Source organism: Ruegeria sp. BJ5, assembly GCF_056537865.1.
The window spans coordinates 129510-144292 of record NZ_JBQFSH010000003.1; the positions used below are offsets into that span (position 1 = coordinate 129510).

The 14783-nt window shown below is 60.4% G+C and carries 17 protein-coding genes; 6 read left to right on the forward strand and 11 right to left on the reverse strand.

Going from position 1 to position 14783, the window contains the following annotated elements:
• Nucleotides 1-507: a DUF721 domain-containing protein gene (locus ACR0NY_RS11305; RefSeq protein WP_170369179.1), complete on the reverse strand. Its 507-nt coding sequence runs from the start codon at nt 505-507 to the stop codon at nt 1-3.
• 81 nt (nt 508-588) lie between these two features.
• Between ACR0NY_RS11305 and mutY the strand changes: the two genes are divergently transcribed.
• A complete protein-coding gene (mutY, locus tag ACR0NY_RS11310) occupies nt 589-1680 on the forward strand; it encodes an A/G-specific adenine glycosylase (RefSeq protein WP_170369178.1) in 1092 nt (363 codons plus the stop codon).
• A 23-nt stretch (nt 1681-1703) separates the two neighbouring features.
• The gene (locus ACR0NY_RS11315) at nt 1704-2840 is read left to right on the forward strand and encodes an alkane 1-monooxygenase (RefSeq protein WP_170369177.1); all 1137 of its coding nucleotides are present in this window, start codon (nt 1704-1706) and stop codon (nt 2838-2840) included.
• Nucleotides 2841-2846: 6 nt separating this feature from the next.
• Here the strand turns inward: ACR0NY_RS11315 and ACR0NY_RS11320 are convergent, their stop codons facing one another.
• The 4 genes from ACR0NY_RS11320 to ACR0NY_RS11335 form a co-directional block, all read right to left on the reverse strand.
• Complete coding sequence (locus ACR0NY_RS11320; RefSeq protein WP_170369176.1) at nt 2847-4232, reverse strand: adenylate/guanylate cyclase domain-containing protein; 1386 nt, start codon at nt 4230-4232, stop codon at nt 2847-2849.
• Nucleotides 4233-4377: 145 nt separating this feature from the next.
• Nucleotides 4378-5481 carry a site-specific DNA-methyltransferase gene (locus ACR0NY_RS11325; RefSeq protein WP_170341272.1) on the reverse strand — a complete coding sequence of 368 codons (1104 nt, stop codon included), beginning with the start codon at nt 5479-5481 and terminating at the stop codon, nt 4378-4380.
• Between the two features lie 106 nt (nt 5482-5587).
• On the reverse strand, nt 5588-6205 hold the full coding sequence (locus tag ACR0NY_RS11330; RefSeq protein ID WP_170369175.1) for a ribonuclease HII: 618 nt from the start codon (nt 6203-6205) through the stop codon (nt 5588-5590).
• A 111-nt stretch (nt 6206-6316) separates the two neighbouring features.
• Nucleotides 6317-6781: a hypothetical protein gene (locus tag ACR0NY_RS11335; protein WP_093964236.1), complete on the reverse strand. Its 465-nt coding sequence runs from the start codon at nt 6779-6781 to the stop codon at nt 6317-6319.
• A gap of 176 nt (nt 6782-6957) precedes the next feature.
• Here ACR0NY_RS11335 and ACR0NY_RS11340 point away from each other — a divergent pair, with 176 nt between their 5' ends.
• From ACR0NY_RS11340 to ACR0NY_RS11350, 3 genes are all read left to right on the forward strand, one after another.
• Nucleotides 6958-7245, forward strand: a complete 288-nt coding sequence (locus ACR0NY_RS11340) for a hypothetical protein (RefSeq protein WP_093964235.1) — start codon at nt 6958-6960, stop codon at nt 7243-7245.
• Complete coding sequence (locus ACR0NY_RS11345; RefSeq protein ID WP_093964234.1) at nt 7217-7918, forward strand: winged helix-turn-helix domain-containing protein; 702 nt, start codon at nt 7217-7219, stop codon at nt 7916-7918. Before ACR0NY_RS11340 ends, ACR0NY_RS11345 begins: the two co-directional genes overlap by 29 nt.
• A 103-nt stretch (nt 7919-8021) precedes the next feature.
• Nucleotides 8022-9593: a DUF427 domain-containing protein gene (locus tag ACR0NY_RS11350; RefSeq protein ID WP_170341266.1), complete on the forward strand. Its 1572-nt coding sequence runs from the start codon at nt 8022-8024 to the stop codon at nt 9591-9593.
• A gap of 107 nt (nt 9594-9700) precedes the next feature.
• Here ACR0NY_RS11350 and ACR0NY_RS11355 read toward each other — a convergent pair whose 3' ends face one another.
• The 6 genes from ACR0NY_RS11355 to ACR0NY_RS11380 form a co-directional block, all read right to left on the reverse strand.
• On the reverse strand, nt 9701-10498 hold the full coding sequence (locus tag ACR0NY_RS11355; RefSeq protein ID WP_170369174.1) for a DUF1217 domain-containing protein: 798 nt from the start codon (nt 10496-10498) through the stop codon (nt 9701-9703).
• Entirely contained in the window at nt 10495-10896 is a 402-nt protein-coding gene (gene flbT / locus ACR0NY_RS11360; protein ID WP_170341263.1) for a flagellar biosynthesis repressor FlbT, read from the reverse strand. Before flbT ends, ACR0NY_RS11355 begins: the two co-directional genes overlap by 4 nt.
• On the reverse strand, nt 10896-11270 hold the full coding sequence (flaF, locus tag ACR0NY_RS11365) for a flagellar biosynthesis regulator FlaF (RefSeq protein ID WP_170369173.1): 375 nt from the start codon (nt 11268-11270) through the stop codon (nt 10896-10898). The genes flbT and flaF overlap by 1 nt, the downstream gene beginning before the upstream one ends.
• Nucleotides 11271-11348: 78 nt before the next feature.
• Nucleotides 11349-12596 (reverse strand): flagellin, encoded by a 1248-nt coding sequence (locus ACR0NY_RS11370; RefSeq protein ID WP_170341259.1) that lies wholly within the window; start codon nt 12594-12596, stop codon nt 11349-11351.
• A gap of 207 nt (nt 12597-12803) precedes the next feature.
• A complete protein-coding gene (locus ACR0NY_RS11375; protein ID WP_170369172.1) occupies nt 12804-13163 on the reverse strand; it encodes a flagellar biosynthesis protein FlgN in 360 nt (119 codons plus the stop codon).
• Nucleotides 13153-13428 (reverse strand): rod-binding protein, encoded by a 276-nt coding sequence (locus ACR0NY_RS11380; RefSeq protein ID WP_170369171.1) that lies wholly within the window; start codon nt 13426-13428, stop codon nt 13153-13155. Before ACR0NY_RS11380 ends, ACR0NY_RS11375 begins: the two co-directional genes overlap by 11 nt.
• A 111-nt stretch (nt 13429-13539) precedes the next feature.
• Between ACR0NY_RS11380 and ACR0NY_RS11385 the strand changes: the two genes are divergently transcribed.
• Complete coding sequence (locus tag ACR0NY_RS11385) at nt 13540-14781, forward strand: flagellar hook-length control protein FliK (RefSeq protein WP_170369170.1); 1242 nt, start codon at nt 13540-13542, stop codon at nt 14779-14781.
• Nucleotides 14782-14783: the final 2 nt, after the last annotated feature.

Below are 14783 nucleotides of genomic sequence, written 5' to 3' on the forward strand. Positions count from 1 at the left end.
TCAGCGTTTTTGTTTGGATAGAACGTTCCGGCCCAGTCGTTCAAGGGCCGCGCGCAAGTCTTGGTCGTGAACCTCGCGCGTCACTTTGTCTGCCTCGGCAACGACTTCCGGTGCGATGGTGGGTTTCGCCTGTTTCGGCCGATGCTCGAAACTGGCCTGCCCCTCGGCAAATCCTGTAGGAGCAGTCTGGGTGATGCGGATGCGGCTGATGGCACTGTAGCCATAGACGGCATTCACTTTGTCGCGCAGACGGTCCTTCTGCATCTCAAGCATCGGGGCCTGCGGTCCGGTGGTCAGCACGGTCAATGTGGCGCCGAACCCACCCTTTCCATAGCCCACCTTGACCGGTCGGGCGATGGCGGCGATGTCGGGGCCCACGATATCGGCCCAATGGGTCAACAAGCGCGACACGGCAAAGCCGCGACTTTCACCGGCTTTGCGGATCCGATCGCTCAGCAAGGACGCGGTGCGTTTGAACCCGCGGGTGGTGGACCGTCTTGTTTGCATCTGGTTTCCAACTCCTGCGCCGCTATTGTAATGGGCGTGCATCCGGGCGCCAGCGAAACCCGACAGAGAAATGGATAAAACTTGCGTGACATCGCCACTTTCGACCTGAGCCGCAGCCTGCTTGCCTGGTACGACCGCCACGCCCGCGACCTGCCGTGGCGGGTCAGCCCCGCCGACAGGGCCGCGGGCGTGCAACCCGACCCCTATCGCGTGTGGCTGTCTGAGGTGATGTTGCAGCAGACCACGGTGGCCGCCGTGCGGGATTATTTCCTACGGTTCACCTCGCGTTGGCCGGATGTCCGGGCGCTGGCCGCCGCACCCGATGACCAGGTGATGGCGGAATGGGCCGGGCTGGGCTATTACGCCCGCGCCCGCAACCTGCTGAAATGCGCCCGCGCGGTGGTGGACCAGCACGACGGGCGCTTTCCTGACAGCCATGATGCGCTACTGAAGCTGCCCGGCATCGGCCCCTACACCGCCGCCGCCATCGCGGCCATCGCCTTTGACCGGCCGGAAACCGTGCTGGACGGAAATGTCGAGCGGGTCATGGCCCGGCTGTATGACATCCACGACCCGTTGCCGAAATCGAAACCTCTGCTGAAGGCGAAAGCCGCCGCGCTGACCCCGGACGACCGCCCCGGCGACTATGCTCAGGCGGTGATGGATCTGGGGGCCACGATCTGTACGCCGAAGTCTCCGGCCTGTGGCATCTGCCCCCTGCGAGACCCGTGCGAGGCCCGCGCTGCCGGAACACAGGCCGACCTGCCGCGCAAGACGCCCAAGGCACCGAAGCCCACCCGGCTTGGCCACGTCTACATCGCGCAGCGCGCCGATGGCGCAATCCTGTTGGAGCGCCGACCGGAAACGGGGCTGTTGGGCGGGATGCTGGGCTTTCCGGGCTCGGACTGGGCCGAGGACGCGGCCGAGACGCCGCCCTTTCCGGCTGATTGGACCCTGTTGCCCGCCGAGGTGCGCCATACCTTTACCCATTTCCACCTGATCCTGCGCGTCTGGACCGCCGCCGTACCCGCAGAGGTGGACCCCGTGGGGTTGGTCGTGATGCCTAAACATGCCTTTCGCCCCGGCGACCTTCCGACCGTGATGCGCAAGGCGCATGATCTGTGGCGCGGCAGTTCTGCATCTGGGAAAATGGATCGGGCAGGATTATCCTGACGGCAGAGTTTCGGAGCCTGACCATGATCTCGACTGACACCCTGTCGCGCTGGCAAACAGCCCTTCCTTTCTGGGTTTCGTTCCTATTGATCCCGATCCTGTGGTTCACCGCTTTCGCCGGCGCCTGGTGGGTATTGCTGGTGCCGCTGTCCACCTGGTGGTTGTTTGCAGCGCTGGACGGGCTGACCGGGCTGAACCTTGAAAACGCCGACCCCGAAACGCCCGAGGACGCGCTGCGCTGGTACGTTCTGCTGACCAAGGCCTGGGTTCCGGTCCAGTTTTTCACGCTCTATGGCCTGATCTGGTACGCCACCCGCGCCGAACACCTGTCATCGCCGGAAAAGATCGGGCTGTTCTTCGGGATGGGCGTGATCTCGGGCACGATCGGCATCAACTACAGCCACGAACTGATGCACCAGAAGGGCCGGCTGGAGCGTTGGCTGGGTGATATCCTGCTGGCGATGGTTCTGTATTCGCATTTTCGGTCCGAACACCTGCTGGTGCATCACCGCTACGTGGGCACCCCGCGCGACCCGGTGACCGCACGCTACAACGAAGGGTTCCACCGCTTCTACCCGCGCGTCCTGCGCCAGTGCCTGGTGTCCGCGTTTCAGGCCGAAAAGGCCAAGCTGGCGCGCAAGGGGCTGAACTGGACGGACCGGGCAAACCCGTTCTGGCGGTATTGGGCGCTGCAGGGGCTGATGCTGGCGCTGGCGCTGCTGCTCGGCGGGTGGGCAGGGCTGGGGCTGTTCCTGGTTCAGGCGGGCACCGCGATCTGGCAGCTGGAGCTGGTCAACTATGTCGAGCATTATGGGCTGACGCGCAAATACCTGGGCGACGGCAAGTACGAACATGTCCTGCCGCGCCATTCGTGGAACGCCGCGCACAAGGCCTCGAACTGGCTGCTGATCAATCTGCAACGCCACTCGGACCATCATTACAAACCCAACCGGCGGTTTCCGCTGCTGCAGAACCACCCTGCCGAAGCGGCCCCGCAACTGCCCTATGGCTATCCGGTGATGACGATCGCGGCGATGGTCCCGCCGCTGTGGCGGCGTGTGATGAACCCGCGGGTGCGGGCTTGGCGGCGACAGTACTACCCCGAGATCACGGACTGGAAGCCGTACAACAAGGCAATGCTTCCGATGCCACGGTCCTGAGAGCGGTCAACGCAGCGCCCAGATATCGACCGGCCGCTCGACGCCGCCAACCGCCTGTGCATCGTGGCGCTGGAACCCGTTCATCAGATCGGCAGCCGTCGACGCTTCGCTTAGGGCCTTTTCGCGCAGCGCGTCGCTGATGACAATCCGCGCACCCATCTTTCGCGTCATTGCTTCAAGCTTGGCAGCCAGATTGACCGCGTCTCCGATCACCGCGAATTCCAGCCGGTTGGCCCCGATGTCGCCCAGAACGACCGGACCGTAGTGAACACCGATGCCAACCTGAATCTCCTGCTCGCCTGCCCGTCGGCGTTCCAGATTCCAACGGTCGATGATGTCAGCCATTGACCGCGCGCAGGACAGGGCGTTGACAGCGTCCAGCGGGGTTGGAACCGGCGTGCCGAACGTGGCCATCAGCCCGTCGCCCAGATACTTGTCCAAGGTTCCGTGGTGATGGAACACCTCGGCCTCCATTCGCGCATGGAAGCCCCGCAGCACCTCGATCACCTCATACGGGTCGCGGCCGGCAGCGAATTTCGTGAAGCCCACGATGTCGATGAACAGAACCGCGATGTTTTCCTTGCGCACCTGCTTGAGCGGTTCGTCGTTCTGGCTCAGCTCCTCGACCACGTTGGGCGAGAAGTATCGCGACAGGTTGGCGCGTTCCCGCTCCAGTCCGGCATTTGAGATCAACAGGCGATTGAGCCGCCGCATCGACACGCCCAGCGTAACCGCGACCATCATGAACACGATCACCTCTTGCACGCGCATCGGAACCATGAAGCTGTTGGGGTCCAACAATTCAGCCACGGCCGGATAGCCCCGCAAGGCGGCCGCAACCTTTTCGCTGAGCCCGGGGATGGGCGTGGCCACCCACCAGGCGACGACCCAGCCCGCCGTCCACATCAGGGCCGTCCAGCTGCCCATGGCGATCACCGTGCGCCAGGAATAGGCCAGCGTACCTGCGGCCAGGATGATGAAGAAATACTGGAAATTGTCGAACCGGTACTGCATCGCCAGCGGGCGCACATCGTCGCTGAACGGGTTGGGAACGACCATGCCCAGCGTCATGATCAGCAGATCGGCGAATATCAGCAGAAGCTCGATCCGGGATTGGCCCACACGGCCAGCGCGCCGGATCAACCAGCCGTTGCCGCAGAGCAGCAGCAGGATGAAATGATACCACATCACATCCCAGTTCGGATTCAGAAACACCAGCAGGACACCGGTCAACGCCATGGCGATCCAGCGGGCGCGGACGGCCAGTTCCAGCCCCTCGCGCTTGTGCCGTTCCAGCGCGGCTTCGGTGTATTTGTTGTCCAAATTGAATTTGTCCGGCGTGGTCACGAAAAACCGCTGAAACCGGGATTGGCTGGCCGTGGTATCAGACATTTCTGATGCTCCCTCGCTATGTAGCGGGATATGGGGTCGCACCATCCAAACATCACGGGGCCAAAAACAAAAGACCCCGCCGGGTTCGGCGGGGCAAGGCTTGGTACCATGTGTCAGGCCACAGGCACCGGCGGTATTGGTGTGATCAGTTGTGCAGTTCGGCCCGGATCTGCTGGCGCAGCACGTCGATCGGAACGGTTTTTCCGTCGCGCTTGAAGCACCAGTATGTCCAGCCATTGCAGGACGGCGCGTTTTCCAGATGCGCGCCCACCTGATGGATCGAGCCCTTGATATTGTCGCCCACCAGCGTGCCGTCGGCCCGCACCTTGGCCTTGTGCCGCTGGTTCATCGAATACAGCTCTTCGCCCGGGCGCAACATGCCGCGTTCGACCAGCTGGCCGAAAGGCACGCGCGGCTCGGCGCGTTTGCTGGCGCTGACCTCGAGCGCGTCACGGTCGAACTTGCGCACCTTGGCGATGCGCTTTTCGGCCACCTTGCGATAGCTGTCCTCACGCTCGATCCCGATGAACTCGCGGCCCAGCATTTTGGCCACTGCGCCAGTGGTTCCGGTGCCAAAGAACGGATCAAGCACCACGTCACCCGGGTTGGTCGAACCAACCAGAACCCTGTGCAACAGTGACTCGGGCTTTTGCGTTGGGTGCGCCTTGTCACCATTTTCGTCCTTTAGACGCTCGTGGCCCGTGCAGATCGGCAGCACCCAGTCGCTGCGCATCTGCACGCCTTCATTCAAGGCCTTCAGCGCCTCATAGTTGAAGGTGTATTTCGCCCCTTCCCGCTTGCTGGCCCAGATCATCGTTTCATGCGCGTTGGTGAACCGCTTGCCGCGGAAATTCGGCATCGGGTTCGACTTGCGCCAGATCACGTCGTTCAAAATCCAATAGCCCGCATCCTGCAGGGCCGAGCCCACACGGAAGATGTTATGATACGAGCCGATCACCCAGATCGCCCCATTGGGCTTGAGCAGGCGATGCGCGGCCTTCAGCCACTCGCGGGTAAACTGGTCATAGGCGGCAAAGCTCGAGAACTGGTCCCAGTGATCATCGACCGCATCCACCTGGCTGTTGTCCGGGCGATGCAACTGTCCTTTCAGCTGCAAATTATACGGCGGATCCGCAAAAATCAGGTCGACCGACGCCTCGGGCAGACTGTTCATCACCTCGATGCAGTCGCCAGATAGAATCGTGTTTAAAGGGAGCGCGGATGCGCCCTTTGTCTTGGTAGTTGTCATGTCTCTGCCTCAAGTTCCACGGCGCTTTTGCGCTCATTTGGTTGAGACTAGGATGAGTCAAACCGGATTCGGCGTCAAATTCTTTTTTGAATCAGAGGGTTACGATTTACTCTTGATACAAGATATTGTGGACGGGCTTGAATGAACGTCTATGGTGTGGGGTTACCCCAAGATTTTGCAGCGCCTCGCGGTGTTGTTTGGACGGATAGCCCGCATTGGTTTCCCAGCCGTAGCCCGGATGCTGTTGCGCCAAATCCACCATCAGCTGATCGCGCCAATTCTTTGCAAGGATCGACGCCGCCGCAATCGAGACTGACTTCGCATCCCCTTTGACCACAGCCTGCGCCGGCAAGGTCAGCCCTTTGGGGATCAGATTGCCGTCGATCAACAGGTAGTCCGGCGCAGGATGCAGGGCGGAGACTGCGCGCTCCATCGCCAGATGAGAGGCATACAAGATATTGAGGTCATCAATTTCCTCAACCGACGCCTCGGCAATGGCAAACTCGGCCCGGGCGCGCAGATCTTCTTCAAGGGCGAGCCGCCTGCGCGCCGTCAGCTTCTTGGAGTCATTCAAACCGTCGGGAATGTCTTGCGGATTCAGAATGACCGCAGCCGCCACGACCGGACCGGCCAATGGGCCGCGGCCAACCTCATCTACACCTGCTATTCGGGGGTAGCCCTGCGCAATCAGCGCCTGTTCCAATTCAAACGTCGGAGTCGTCATCCCATCGGCAAACCGTTTTTTGGCCCGAACCGCAACAAAAAAGAAGGAGGCGACCCAGGCCGCCCCCCTCCCGCACAGCGCTTCTGCGGCGCTGCTCCTGCTCGAAACCGATTACTGGTAAACCACGCGGTATCCTTTCTGGCGCAGGCAGGCGGGTTCGTAGGCCCGCTTCACCTTCTTGCCGTCCCAGAACCCCACTTTGCACTGTTGTGGCAGGCTATTGGCATGTTTGTAGTGTTTCTCGAGGCAGTTCGGCCCCAGCAAAGGACGTTTCTTCGAATAGCCGTTGTAGGTCTTCAGGCAACGTTGCGGCAGGTCATAGCGGGCGACACGCCGGGGCAGAGGGCGGATATGATCCGGCCGAACGTTTTGCGGCTGGTGGACATAGTTGTTCTGCCGGGTGACACGCTCTTTGCGCTTTTCCTTGTTATAGTGATTGACGGCCGCGCCGATGATGGCAATGGCCGCCAACCCGCCCAGAATGTCATGGGCGTCGGCCGCCTTGGCCTGGGATGCGGAAACGCCGGTGATGGCGACTGCGGTGGCGACGACGAGGGCGATGAACTTCCGGTGCATGACAAGTGTCCTTTCAAAGCGGGACGCGGCGCCAGTGGCTAACCGCGAAACTGATGCAACAGCTTTCGGCCACCCGCCGACAGACAAGCAATAACGGCCCGGTGTTATCCGATATCATCGCCGCAAACCCTTTGAGATATTGAATATCGTGCCAAGCCATGCGCAGGATGCAGCCTATGAAACAGATCCTCTCTTTCCTGGTCGTTGCGACGTTGATATCGCTGAGCACCACCGTTTCGGCGGCCGAATGCTATGCCGATTACAAGGCCAAACAGGACAACCCGCTGCGCCTGCACTATGGCGTGATGCAGGTGTCCGCCTGCAAAAAGGGGCAAGCCAAGCAAGAGGTGGCCAAAAGGCTGAAATCCTCGGGGTGGACGTTGCTCAACGTGATCAGCGTTTTTGGACCGGAAGGGTTGGATCAAAGGAAGGCCAATGCCGGAAAATTCTATCTCCGTTTCTGAGGCGCGGCGGTCTGGCACCCGGCTGGTTGGAGCAGGCATCGCCGCAATTGTCGTGATCCTGATTACGGCCGCAGCCTTCTTGTTCTGGACCCTGCCCGATGCCAATGCTTTCAACGCTCGGGTCGAGCGGCTGTTCGTCGAAAGCGATCTGACCACCCAGGCTGAAATCCGATTGCTGGAGATCCTCGCGCAATCCGGAACCGCATTTGCCGACACGCTGGCCAGCTACCGGATGGTGATCTTCGTGCTGCTGATCTTTGCCACGGCCATGCTGTTGGCCGCCTTGGTCTTTCTGGTGATGCTGGTGACGTTGAACCGTAGAATGGCCCAGATCGAGCGCACGGGAATCCAGGTCACGTCGCTGCTGATCAGTCGCGAAGAGAACACCGTCTACCTGAACAACATGGATTTCAAGCTGACGCCCGCAGCGATGGAAACGCTGGCCGTCCTGGCCGAGTCCCGTCTCGACGACGAAGTGCTGTCGGGGGTTCAGATCGAAGCCATGATCTCTGGCCGAGACATATCGGACTGTGACGAAGCCGCCGGGGCCACGCGCATCAAACGGCTGCGGGACGCGCTGGGCAATCAGATGGTCAGCGAGCTGTTGGTCAAAAACATCGCCAAAAAGGGCTATATGCTGGCGATCGAAAAAGACGTGATCCAGATGGTCTGACCGTCTCGGCCGTGGATCGCGATCGGTAAATTCTGTGTTGCGCCCCTTGGAAATCGGGCTGCAAAAGCCCATCCTCTAGGGACCCGGGCAAGGGAGACGGCCGATGAATGTCCACGCCACACGGAATACGAACGGCTACGGAATTTCGATCGAAACGCTTGACGGCAGGGTTGCCATCTACCGCGATGACATCCTTCTGGCTGAAAGCACGAATGCCAAGGTCATGTATGAAACCCGGCTGCCGCCTGCGATTTATGTTCCGCGCGAAGACGTGCGCGTTGATCTGAGCGGTGAGACCGAGTTGCAGACCTTCTGCCCGTTCAAGGGCACGGCAACCTATCACGATGTCCTGATTGGCGACGAACGGTTGGCAAACTCGGTTTGGGCCTACGAGGATTCCCTGCCTGAAAGCAAAGCCATCCAGGGTCACATCGGCTTCATGCCGGCGGCGTACACTCATATCGATCTGGGCGACAATCAATTGCGCCAACCGCGAGACGGCAACATCAGCGGCCCGTTGATCGATTGGCTGATGCGTGGCGCGGGGTCGATCGCAACACCCGAAGATTTCACCAAGACCCTAGCCGAAAAAATGCTGGAACACGGCATCGCGATTCAACGTCTCAGCATCCTTGTCTGGTCGCTGCATCCCCTGATCGCAGGTAAGCACTACATCTGGGAAAAGGGTGCCGAGGAGATTTCGACCAATATTCCAACCTACGAGATTCACGATCACCCCGCTTTCATCAACAGCCCCTTGCGGCATGTCTCGAACGGGTTGGGCGGCGTTCGGCAACGGCTGAACGTCGACAACCCCCACAACAGTTTCCCCATCATGGAGGACCTGCGCGCCAAGGGGGGCACCGATTACGTGGCAATGCCTCTGCCGTTTTCCGACGGGCGCATCAACGTCCTGACGTTGACCTGCGACCACCCCAACGGCTTTACCACGGAAAACCTGGGGCTTGTCTTTGAGTGCTCGGCCGTCATCGCCCGCTACTATGAGGTGTTCATGCAGCGCGAGAATGCCCAGGCCCTTCTCGAGACCTATGTGGGCAAAAGAACCGGGGCCCGTGTTTTGGGCGGCGACATTCGTCGCGGCGACGGCGATGACATCGACGCGGCCATCATGTTCTGTGACCTGCGCAACTCGACCAGTCTGGAAGAGGATCTGGGCCGCACGGAATACATCAACCTGTTGAACGAATTCTTCGAAACGGTGTCCGGCATCGTCCACGAAAATGACGGTGAGGTTCTGAAATTTATCGGCGACGCCGTTCTTGCGGTTTTCCCGGCAGGTGAGGACCCCGGCAAGGCACGGTCAGACGCTCAGCGCAGTGCCGTTGAAATCGTCGAGAAATTGGCCGAGTTGCGTCGCTCCGACAAGAACCGGCAATGCGATTGTTCGATCGGCGTATCGTTCGGGCGTGTCACGTACGGAAATGTCGGTTCGCGCGAGCGGCTTGATTTTACGGTGATCGGACATGCAGCCAATGTCGCGGCGCGGTTGGGCGAGTTCGGCAAGCTCAATGGCCATCGGATCGTCGTGTCCGAAGATATCGAGCCGGCCTGTTCCCGGGCCGTCCCATTGGGGCCGGTCGACCTGCACAACGTTTCGCATCCGGTGATGTCTTTTGCCTTGCAGACATCCGCTGACACGGTTCTGGATGCCTGAGCACCCGGCACCCTTGCCCCCCGATCCTAAATGGCCACTCATAGCTGCGCACGGCACTGGTGCGTCTTTTGATCCTGGCGCGAGGTACTGACCTTAGCCCGAACGGTTTAACTTGCGGCACCCAGCAAAATCAAAGCAGTTTGCGCGGGAGAAATCGAACTTTGCATCTGTGCGATCCGAGTCCGGGCGAGATAAGTATCCGTCAGCTCGGCAATGGCATCGGCATCGACGAACTGCGAAAGGTTCGGCGAACCAGTCACTCTACTCAGCCTGTCCCGAAATACGTCCAGCTGCTTGTCGATATCCAGCTGTCCAAAGCTTGCCGGCAGGCCCAGCGCTGTTTCCATCATGCTGCGCAACGGCGGTAGGCTCATCAGATCGTACCACTTCTTGGTCTCGCTTCCGGACTGCCCGGCAAGGTCTTTCAAAGCGTGCTGGGCAAAAAGCGCGATCCGCATGGAGTCGTCGGCTTCTCCGACCGAGCTTTCGAACCGGGCGACGACATTTTTCTGAGCGATCTTCTCCATGTCAGTGATCAGTGCGGTTTTCCGGACTTCGCCCGGACCCAAGCCGAATGCTTCGGAAAACTCCCGATATCTGCTGTCAGCAAGCCGGTTCGCAAGGGCGTCATCCGAACTCGTACCGTCTGACAAGACCTTTTGAATGAAGTACCGATTGTCCAGATCACCGTCCAATCCGAACGCGCCCAACGCGACCTGCAGCAGTCGCCGGTCAGAGACCAAATCTTCTGCCGACCGGACGTTTCGGATGTTTTCCACAAAATACTGCGTGTCCCGGTCATTGACCACCGAGGTGGAAAAGGCCTGCAACTGGGCGTCATAGGTGCGCTGCAAAAAACGCCACCCCACGATACCCCCGGCTGGAATGACCGGCAGGAATGTCATTGCCGATAGGCCATCAGACGCTCTTCGCGCGGCAGCAACGATCGAAGAGCCTTCAGGCATTTGTAGTACTGCTCGGTCACCAGGGCTTCGGTCGCCTGTGCCAGGACCCGGCGACTGTCGACATCCGTGAAGACCTGGCTCAGTTCCTCGATCCGTCGCAGCAGCTGTTGTTTTGCGTCTCCGGCTTCCAGATCTCCGGACAGGACCAGCTGGGCCGCGTAACACACGCGCCTGACCGGGGTCGTCACTTCGTCGGGATGTATCGCGTCGCGCAACCGAAGGACATTTGCCTCGGGCGTCATGATTGAAAAGCGGGTCCGGCGGTCGCCGTTCTCGATCACAACGCCATTGATCAGAACCCGCTCTTTCGGAGCCAGCTTCAGAACCAGCCCGCCCATTACGCGGTCCCCCGCTGACGTAGCCCGCGCAAAACCGCCAGATTGATTTCAAGCAGCGGCTCGACCCCGGCCTTGCTGGCCAGAACCTGGCCTGTATGCTGCTCGGTGAACTCGGCCAGATAGAAAATCCGCGCGCGCAGCTCATTCGGCAGTGCATTGTCCGAGTCCACGACGCCATTGGCCAGGACGGACCACAAGCGGCGGTTTTCATGCAGGGCCTGAACAAAGCCCGCGAAATCCGAGGCTTTGCGCGCGGCCGCTGCCTTGAGCCGATGCGTGATCTTTGAAATCGCCTCATACTCGGTATCACGCGGGGTTCGCGTCGGAGCGGCGGACTGAGCATATGCCCGTTGTGCAAGCGTTTGCGGGGTCACTTGAAATCCTTTCAAAAGGCCGTCGTATTTGCAGTCACAGCCGGGGCGCGTAGATCACGCCCCGGCCAAGTTTCCGCCTTAGCGGAACAGCGAGAGGATCGACTGCGGCGCCTGGTTGGCGATCGACAGCGATTGTGTCGCCAATTGCTGCTGGACCTGCAGGGCCTGCAGACGGGCCGAGGTCTCTTCCATATCGGCGTCCACCAGCGAGCCGATGCCGGATTTGAAAGAGTCAGTCAGGTTCGAGATGAACTCCTTCTGGGTCTCGATCCGCCCTTGGGCCGAACCGAACGCGGCCGACGCATCAATCGCCGTGTCGATCAAGGTTTCGATCGTGCCCAGTGCTGCGGCAGCGCCGGCACTGGTCGAAACGTCAATCGACGACAACGCACCAAGACCGCCAGAACCGGCATTGGTGAACTGGGCCGAAACGGTTACGTCGCGATCTGCGTCAGCACCAGCGGTTGCGGTCCCGGTCACGAAGGACAGCGTACCCGGCGCGCTGGAGTCATAATCGATCGCAACACCGGTGATCCCAAGCGCGTCGATCTGGTTCTTCAGCCCCACTGCCACGATGGCATCTGTGTAGGCAGAGTCATAGGTTCCCGAAGGGTCCAGATCGCTGGCCTGTACGGTGTACGAAGCAACTTTGTCCCCGATCGTGATCGACACTTTGTCACCGACGGCGAAGTTGTCGGTCGAACTATCGATCACGATGTCACCAGACCCGCCCGACTTGTCCATTGTGAACCCGGCGGCGTCATTGTCAGTGGTCGCGTTGTCCGAGCCGGCCAGAACACCCTTGCTGGCGTATCCACCGGTCGACAGGTCCTGGCTGGCCACCGAAATCGACGACGAGGTCACGTTGCCCGCACTGTCGCGATCCAGCGACGACAGGATCGATGCGGTGCCCGCTGACCCGTCCACAAGATTGAGGCCGTTGAACTGTGCGGCACCGACAACCGATGCGATCTGGTCCCGCAGGGCGGTTACGTCATCATTGATCTTGCCGCGGTCGACGTTGTCCTCCTGTGCGGCGACGATCTTGTTCTTCATCTGGGTCAGCAGGTCGGTCACGGTTTCCGAAGCGTTCCGCGCCACGGCGACAGTCGATTCACCCAGTGCCAGGCTATCCTTGATCGCGTTGAAACCGTTGACGTCGGATTCCATCACCTTGGAAATCGCCCATACGGCCGAGTTGTCCTTGGCGGTAGCGACATCTTTACCCGTCGAAATCGCGTTCTGGGTTGCTGCAAGGTTCTTGTTGACCGATTTCAGGGTCTGCAGCGCCACCATCGCGCCGTTGTTTGTCAGAATGCTGGACATGTTTTTCATCCTTTTCTATTCGGGCCTTCTTCGCCCAGTGACGCCCGACCATCATTGGCGGACGTGTTGTCGTTCTGACCTGTGCGAGCTACCGGTCGGTGCTCGCGCCACCTTCTTTCGAGGTGCGGGACCACTTTTGGGCCTGACCTCCTAACGGAGTGCTAAGGCGGTCCGACGGAAAAGGACGGATTTGAATCAAACCGGCCGCTAGGCACGTTTTTCCAGTTTGGGGTCCTGACGGACGGCGAAACCATTGCGTTGTCCGGCCGCGTCATAGGTCGTAAATTCCTGCCGGATTTTTCTGAGTTCAGCCATCCGGTTCATGACCGCCCGGATCCCTTCGGCCGCGCTGTTCAGCAGGCCTTGATTGCGCTCGACCTTCTGGTGCAGCCGAATCAAGTCGTCACTGTCGTGCACCTGCATCTCGTTGATTGCGCCGATCAGCTTTTCCTTCTGCGGCATCATCTGGCCCAGTCGATCCAGGTCCCCCTCGACCAAAGCCCTGCGCTCGAGATCGAGAACCTCCTCGAGAGCCTTAATCAGTCCCTGCTTGTGCTCAGTCGGCATGGGTCTTCTCCAACATTGCATTGAAAAGGGTTTCAGACAGTCCGATCCCGCCGGATCGGGCCAATTGCCTGGCCTGCTCCTGCAATAGGAAAGACGAGAACTGGTCTTCGCCCGCGCCACCTCCGAAAGCCTGCCGCGCCTTGTCCAAGCCTGCGGCCTTCAGCATCTCGGCTAGAAAAGTTGCCTCAAGCTCGACCGCCGCGGCCTTGAGTCTTTGTTCGGTCATATTGCTGCGCGGTACCGGCGCGAAGTTTGGGATTTCCATCGCCCTCTCCGAAAATTGTTTCGATCTTTGTGGATCAAAGCGAAGAGCGGTTAAAATAAACGTAACTACCTTGAGGGCAGGTTTGGGCCAAACAACCGGAGCCGGAGCAAAATGCCCAACGCCCTGACCATGATGACCAATGTGATTTCCGGCGGAAAGCAGGATTGGGCCGCAAAGCCCGAGCCCGCAGCAAAAGGCGACTCTGATTTCGCGGAACTCATGGCCGAAGAAGAGATGCCGAACCTCGAGGCCGAGGCGAAACCTCATCCGGACAGCCGCACGGATCCAGAAATCGTGGATGACGATGAAGACACCAGCCCGGATGTCCCGCAGGCCGAACCTGATTTGGCTGAACCGCTGGAATTGCAGGGATCACAACAGGACGCCCGACTGAAAGACACACCTCTGTCCGCGGCAACGCCCGGTGAACTTCCAAAGCGCGAGGCGACGGCGCACGCCACTCTCGGGGCAAGTCCCCCTGCGGAGGGGCGCCAGTCAACTGCCGCCGCGGCCATGCACGCAGAAACCGATGATCCCGATCGCCGATCACTCGCTGGCGACTTGGGCAAGGGAACCGAAGCGTCCGAGCGTGCCGGGAACACACCGTCGCAACCTACGCCAGCTGCAAAAGAGCAGTTGAACGCCACCGAACCTGGAATGAGTGGGGGCCTGCATAACCGTAAGGACGAATTGCGCACTGCAGCCGGAAAAGAAGCCAGACGAGACGAGCAGGCCACCGGATCGGGGGTGGTGGTTCAGCGGCCGGCCAAACCTGCCGGCCAGGGAACCGAAGCCATCATCCGGGCACAGATCGTCGGAACACCGGACCGCGCAGCGCTGAAGGAACCGATGCCGGAGGACAGTCTGCACGACCGGATGCCAACGCAGGACTTGGGTGCGTCCCCAGCGCAAAGGGATACAGGCCCGACCAACGGCGCCCCGTTCTCGGGCCGGGCGGAAATTGCTCGGGCGGTCGCCGGGCAAATGGCGGCCACCATCGTCGCAAAGCCGGGAAGCGGTAGCGTGGAGATCGCACTGACTCCGGAAGAGCTGGGCAAAGTTTCGATCAAGGTGACCGGGCGCGAAGACGGGTTGCACATGATGATCGTCGCTGACCGGCCCGAAACCATGGACCTCATGCGCCGGCATATTTCGATCCTGTCAGCCGAATTCAAAGAGATGGGGCTGGGCGATCTTTCCTTTTATCTGGGCACCTCGGCGAACCCAGATCAGGACGGTGAGCCACCTGAACGCAGCACATTCATCACCGCGGGAGACCTTGACCCTGCAACCGAAACACCCGCTCGGGCCCGCCCAACCCAGGTGGACCGGGCGTTGGACCTGAGGCTTTGACC

What these genes read in the sequence shown, in the direction of transcription:
- ACR0NY_RS11335 (WP_093964236.1), bottom strand. Translation starts at nt 6,781, where the DNA reads ATGCACCGGAAGTTCATCGCCCTCGTCGTCGCCACCGCAGTCGCCATC.
- ACR0NY_RS11325 (WP_170341272.1), bottom strand. Translation starts at nt 5,481, where the DNA reads ATGACAACTACCAAGACAAAGGGCGCATCCGCGCTCCCTTTAAACACG.
- ACR0NY_RS11375 (WP_170369172.1), bottom strand. Translation starts at nt 13,163, where the DNA reads ATGCCGACTGAGCACAAGCAGGGACTGATTAAGGCTCTCGAGGAGGTT.
- ACR0NY_RS11340 (WP_093964235.1), top strand. Translation starts at nt 6,958, where the DNA reads ATGAAACAGATCCTCTCTTTCCTGGTCGTTGCGACGTTGATATCGCTG.
- flbT (WP_170341263.1), bottom strand. Translation starts at nt 10,896, where the DNA reads ATGGGCGGGCTGGTTCTGAAGCTGGCTCCGAAAGAGCGGGTTCTGATC.
- ACR0NY_RS11385 (WP_170369170.1), top strand. Translation starts at nt 13,540, where the DNA reads ATGCCCAACGCCCTGACCATGATGACCAATGTGATTTCCGGCGGAAAG.
- ACR0NY_RS11305 (WP_170369179.1), bottom strand. Translation starts at nt 507, where the DNA reads ATGCAAACAAGACGGTCCACCACCCGCGGGTTCAAACGCACCGCGTCC.
- ACR0NY_RS11320 (WP_170369176.1), bottom strand. Translation starts at nt 4,232, where the DNA reads ATGTCTGATACCACGGCCAGCCAATCCCGGTTTCAGCGGTTTTTCGTG.
- ACR0NY_RS11355 (WP_170369174.1), bottom strand. Translation starts at nt 10,498, where the DNA reads ATGACATTCCTGCCGGTCATTCCAGCCGGGGGTATCGTGGGGTGGCGT.
- ACR0NY_RS11315 (WP_170369177.1), top strand. Translation starts at nt 1,704, where the DNA reads ATGATCTCGACTGACACCCTGTCGCGCTGGCAAACAGCCCTTCCTTTC.
- ACR0NY_RS11345 (WP_093964234.1), top strand. Translation starts at nt 7,217, where the DNA reads ATGCCGGAAAATTCTATCTCCGTTTCTGAGGCGCGGCGGTCTGGCACC.
- ACR0NY_RS11350 (WP_170341266.1), top strand. Translation starts at nt 8,022, where the DNA reads ATGAATGTCCACGCCACACGGAATACGAACGGCTACGGAATTTCGATC.
- ACR0NY_RS11370 (WP_170341259.1), bottom strand. Translation starts at nt 12,596, where the DNA reads ATGTCCAGCATTCTGACAAACAACGGCGCGATGGTGGCGCTGCAGACC.
- ACR0NY_RS11330 (WP_170369175.1), bottom strand. Translation starts at nt 6,205, where the DNA reads ATGACGACTCCGACGTTTGAATTGGAACAGGCGCTGATTGCGCAGGGC.
- ACR0NY_RS11380 (WP_170369171.1), bottom strand. Translation starts at nt 13,428, where the DNA reads ATGGAAATCCCAAACTTCGCGCCGGTACCGCGCAGCAATATGACCGAA.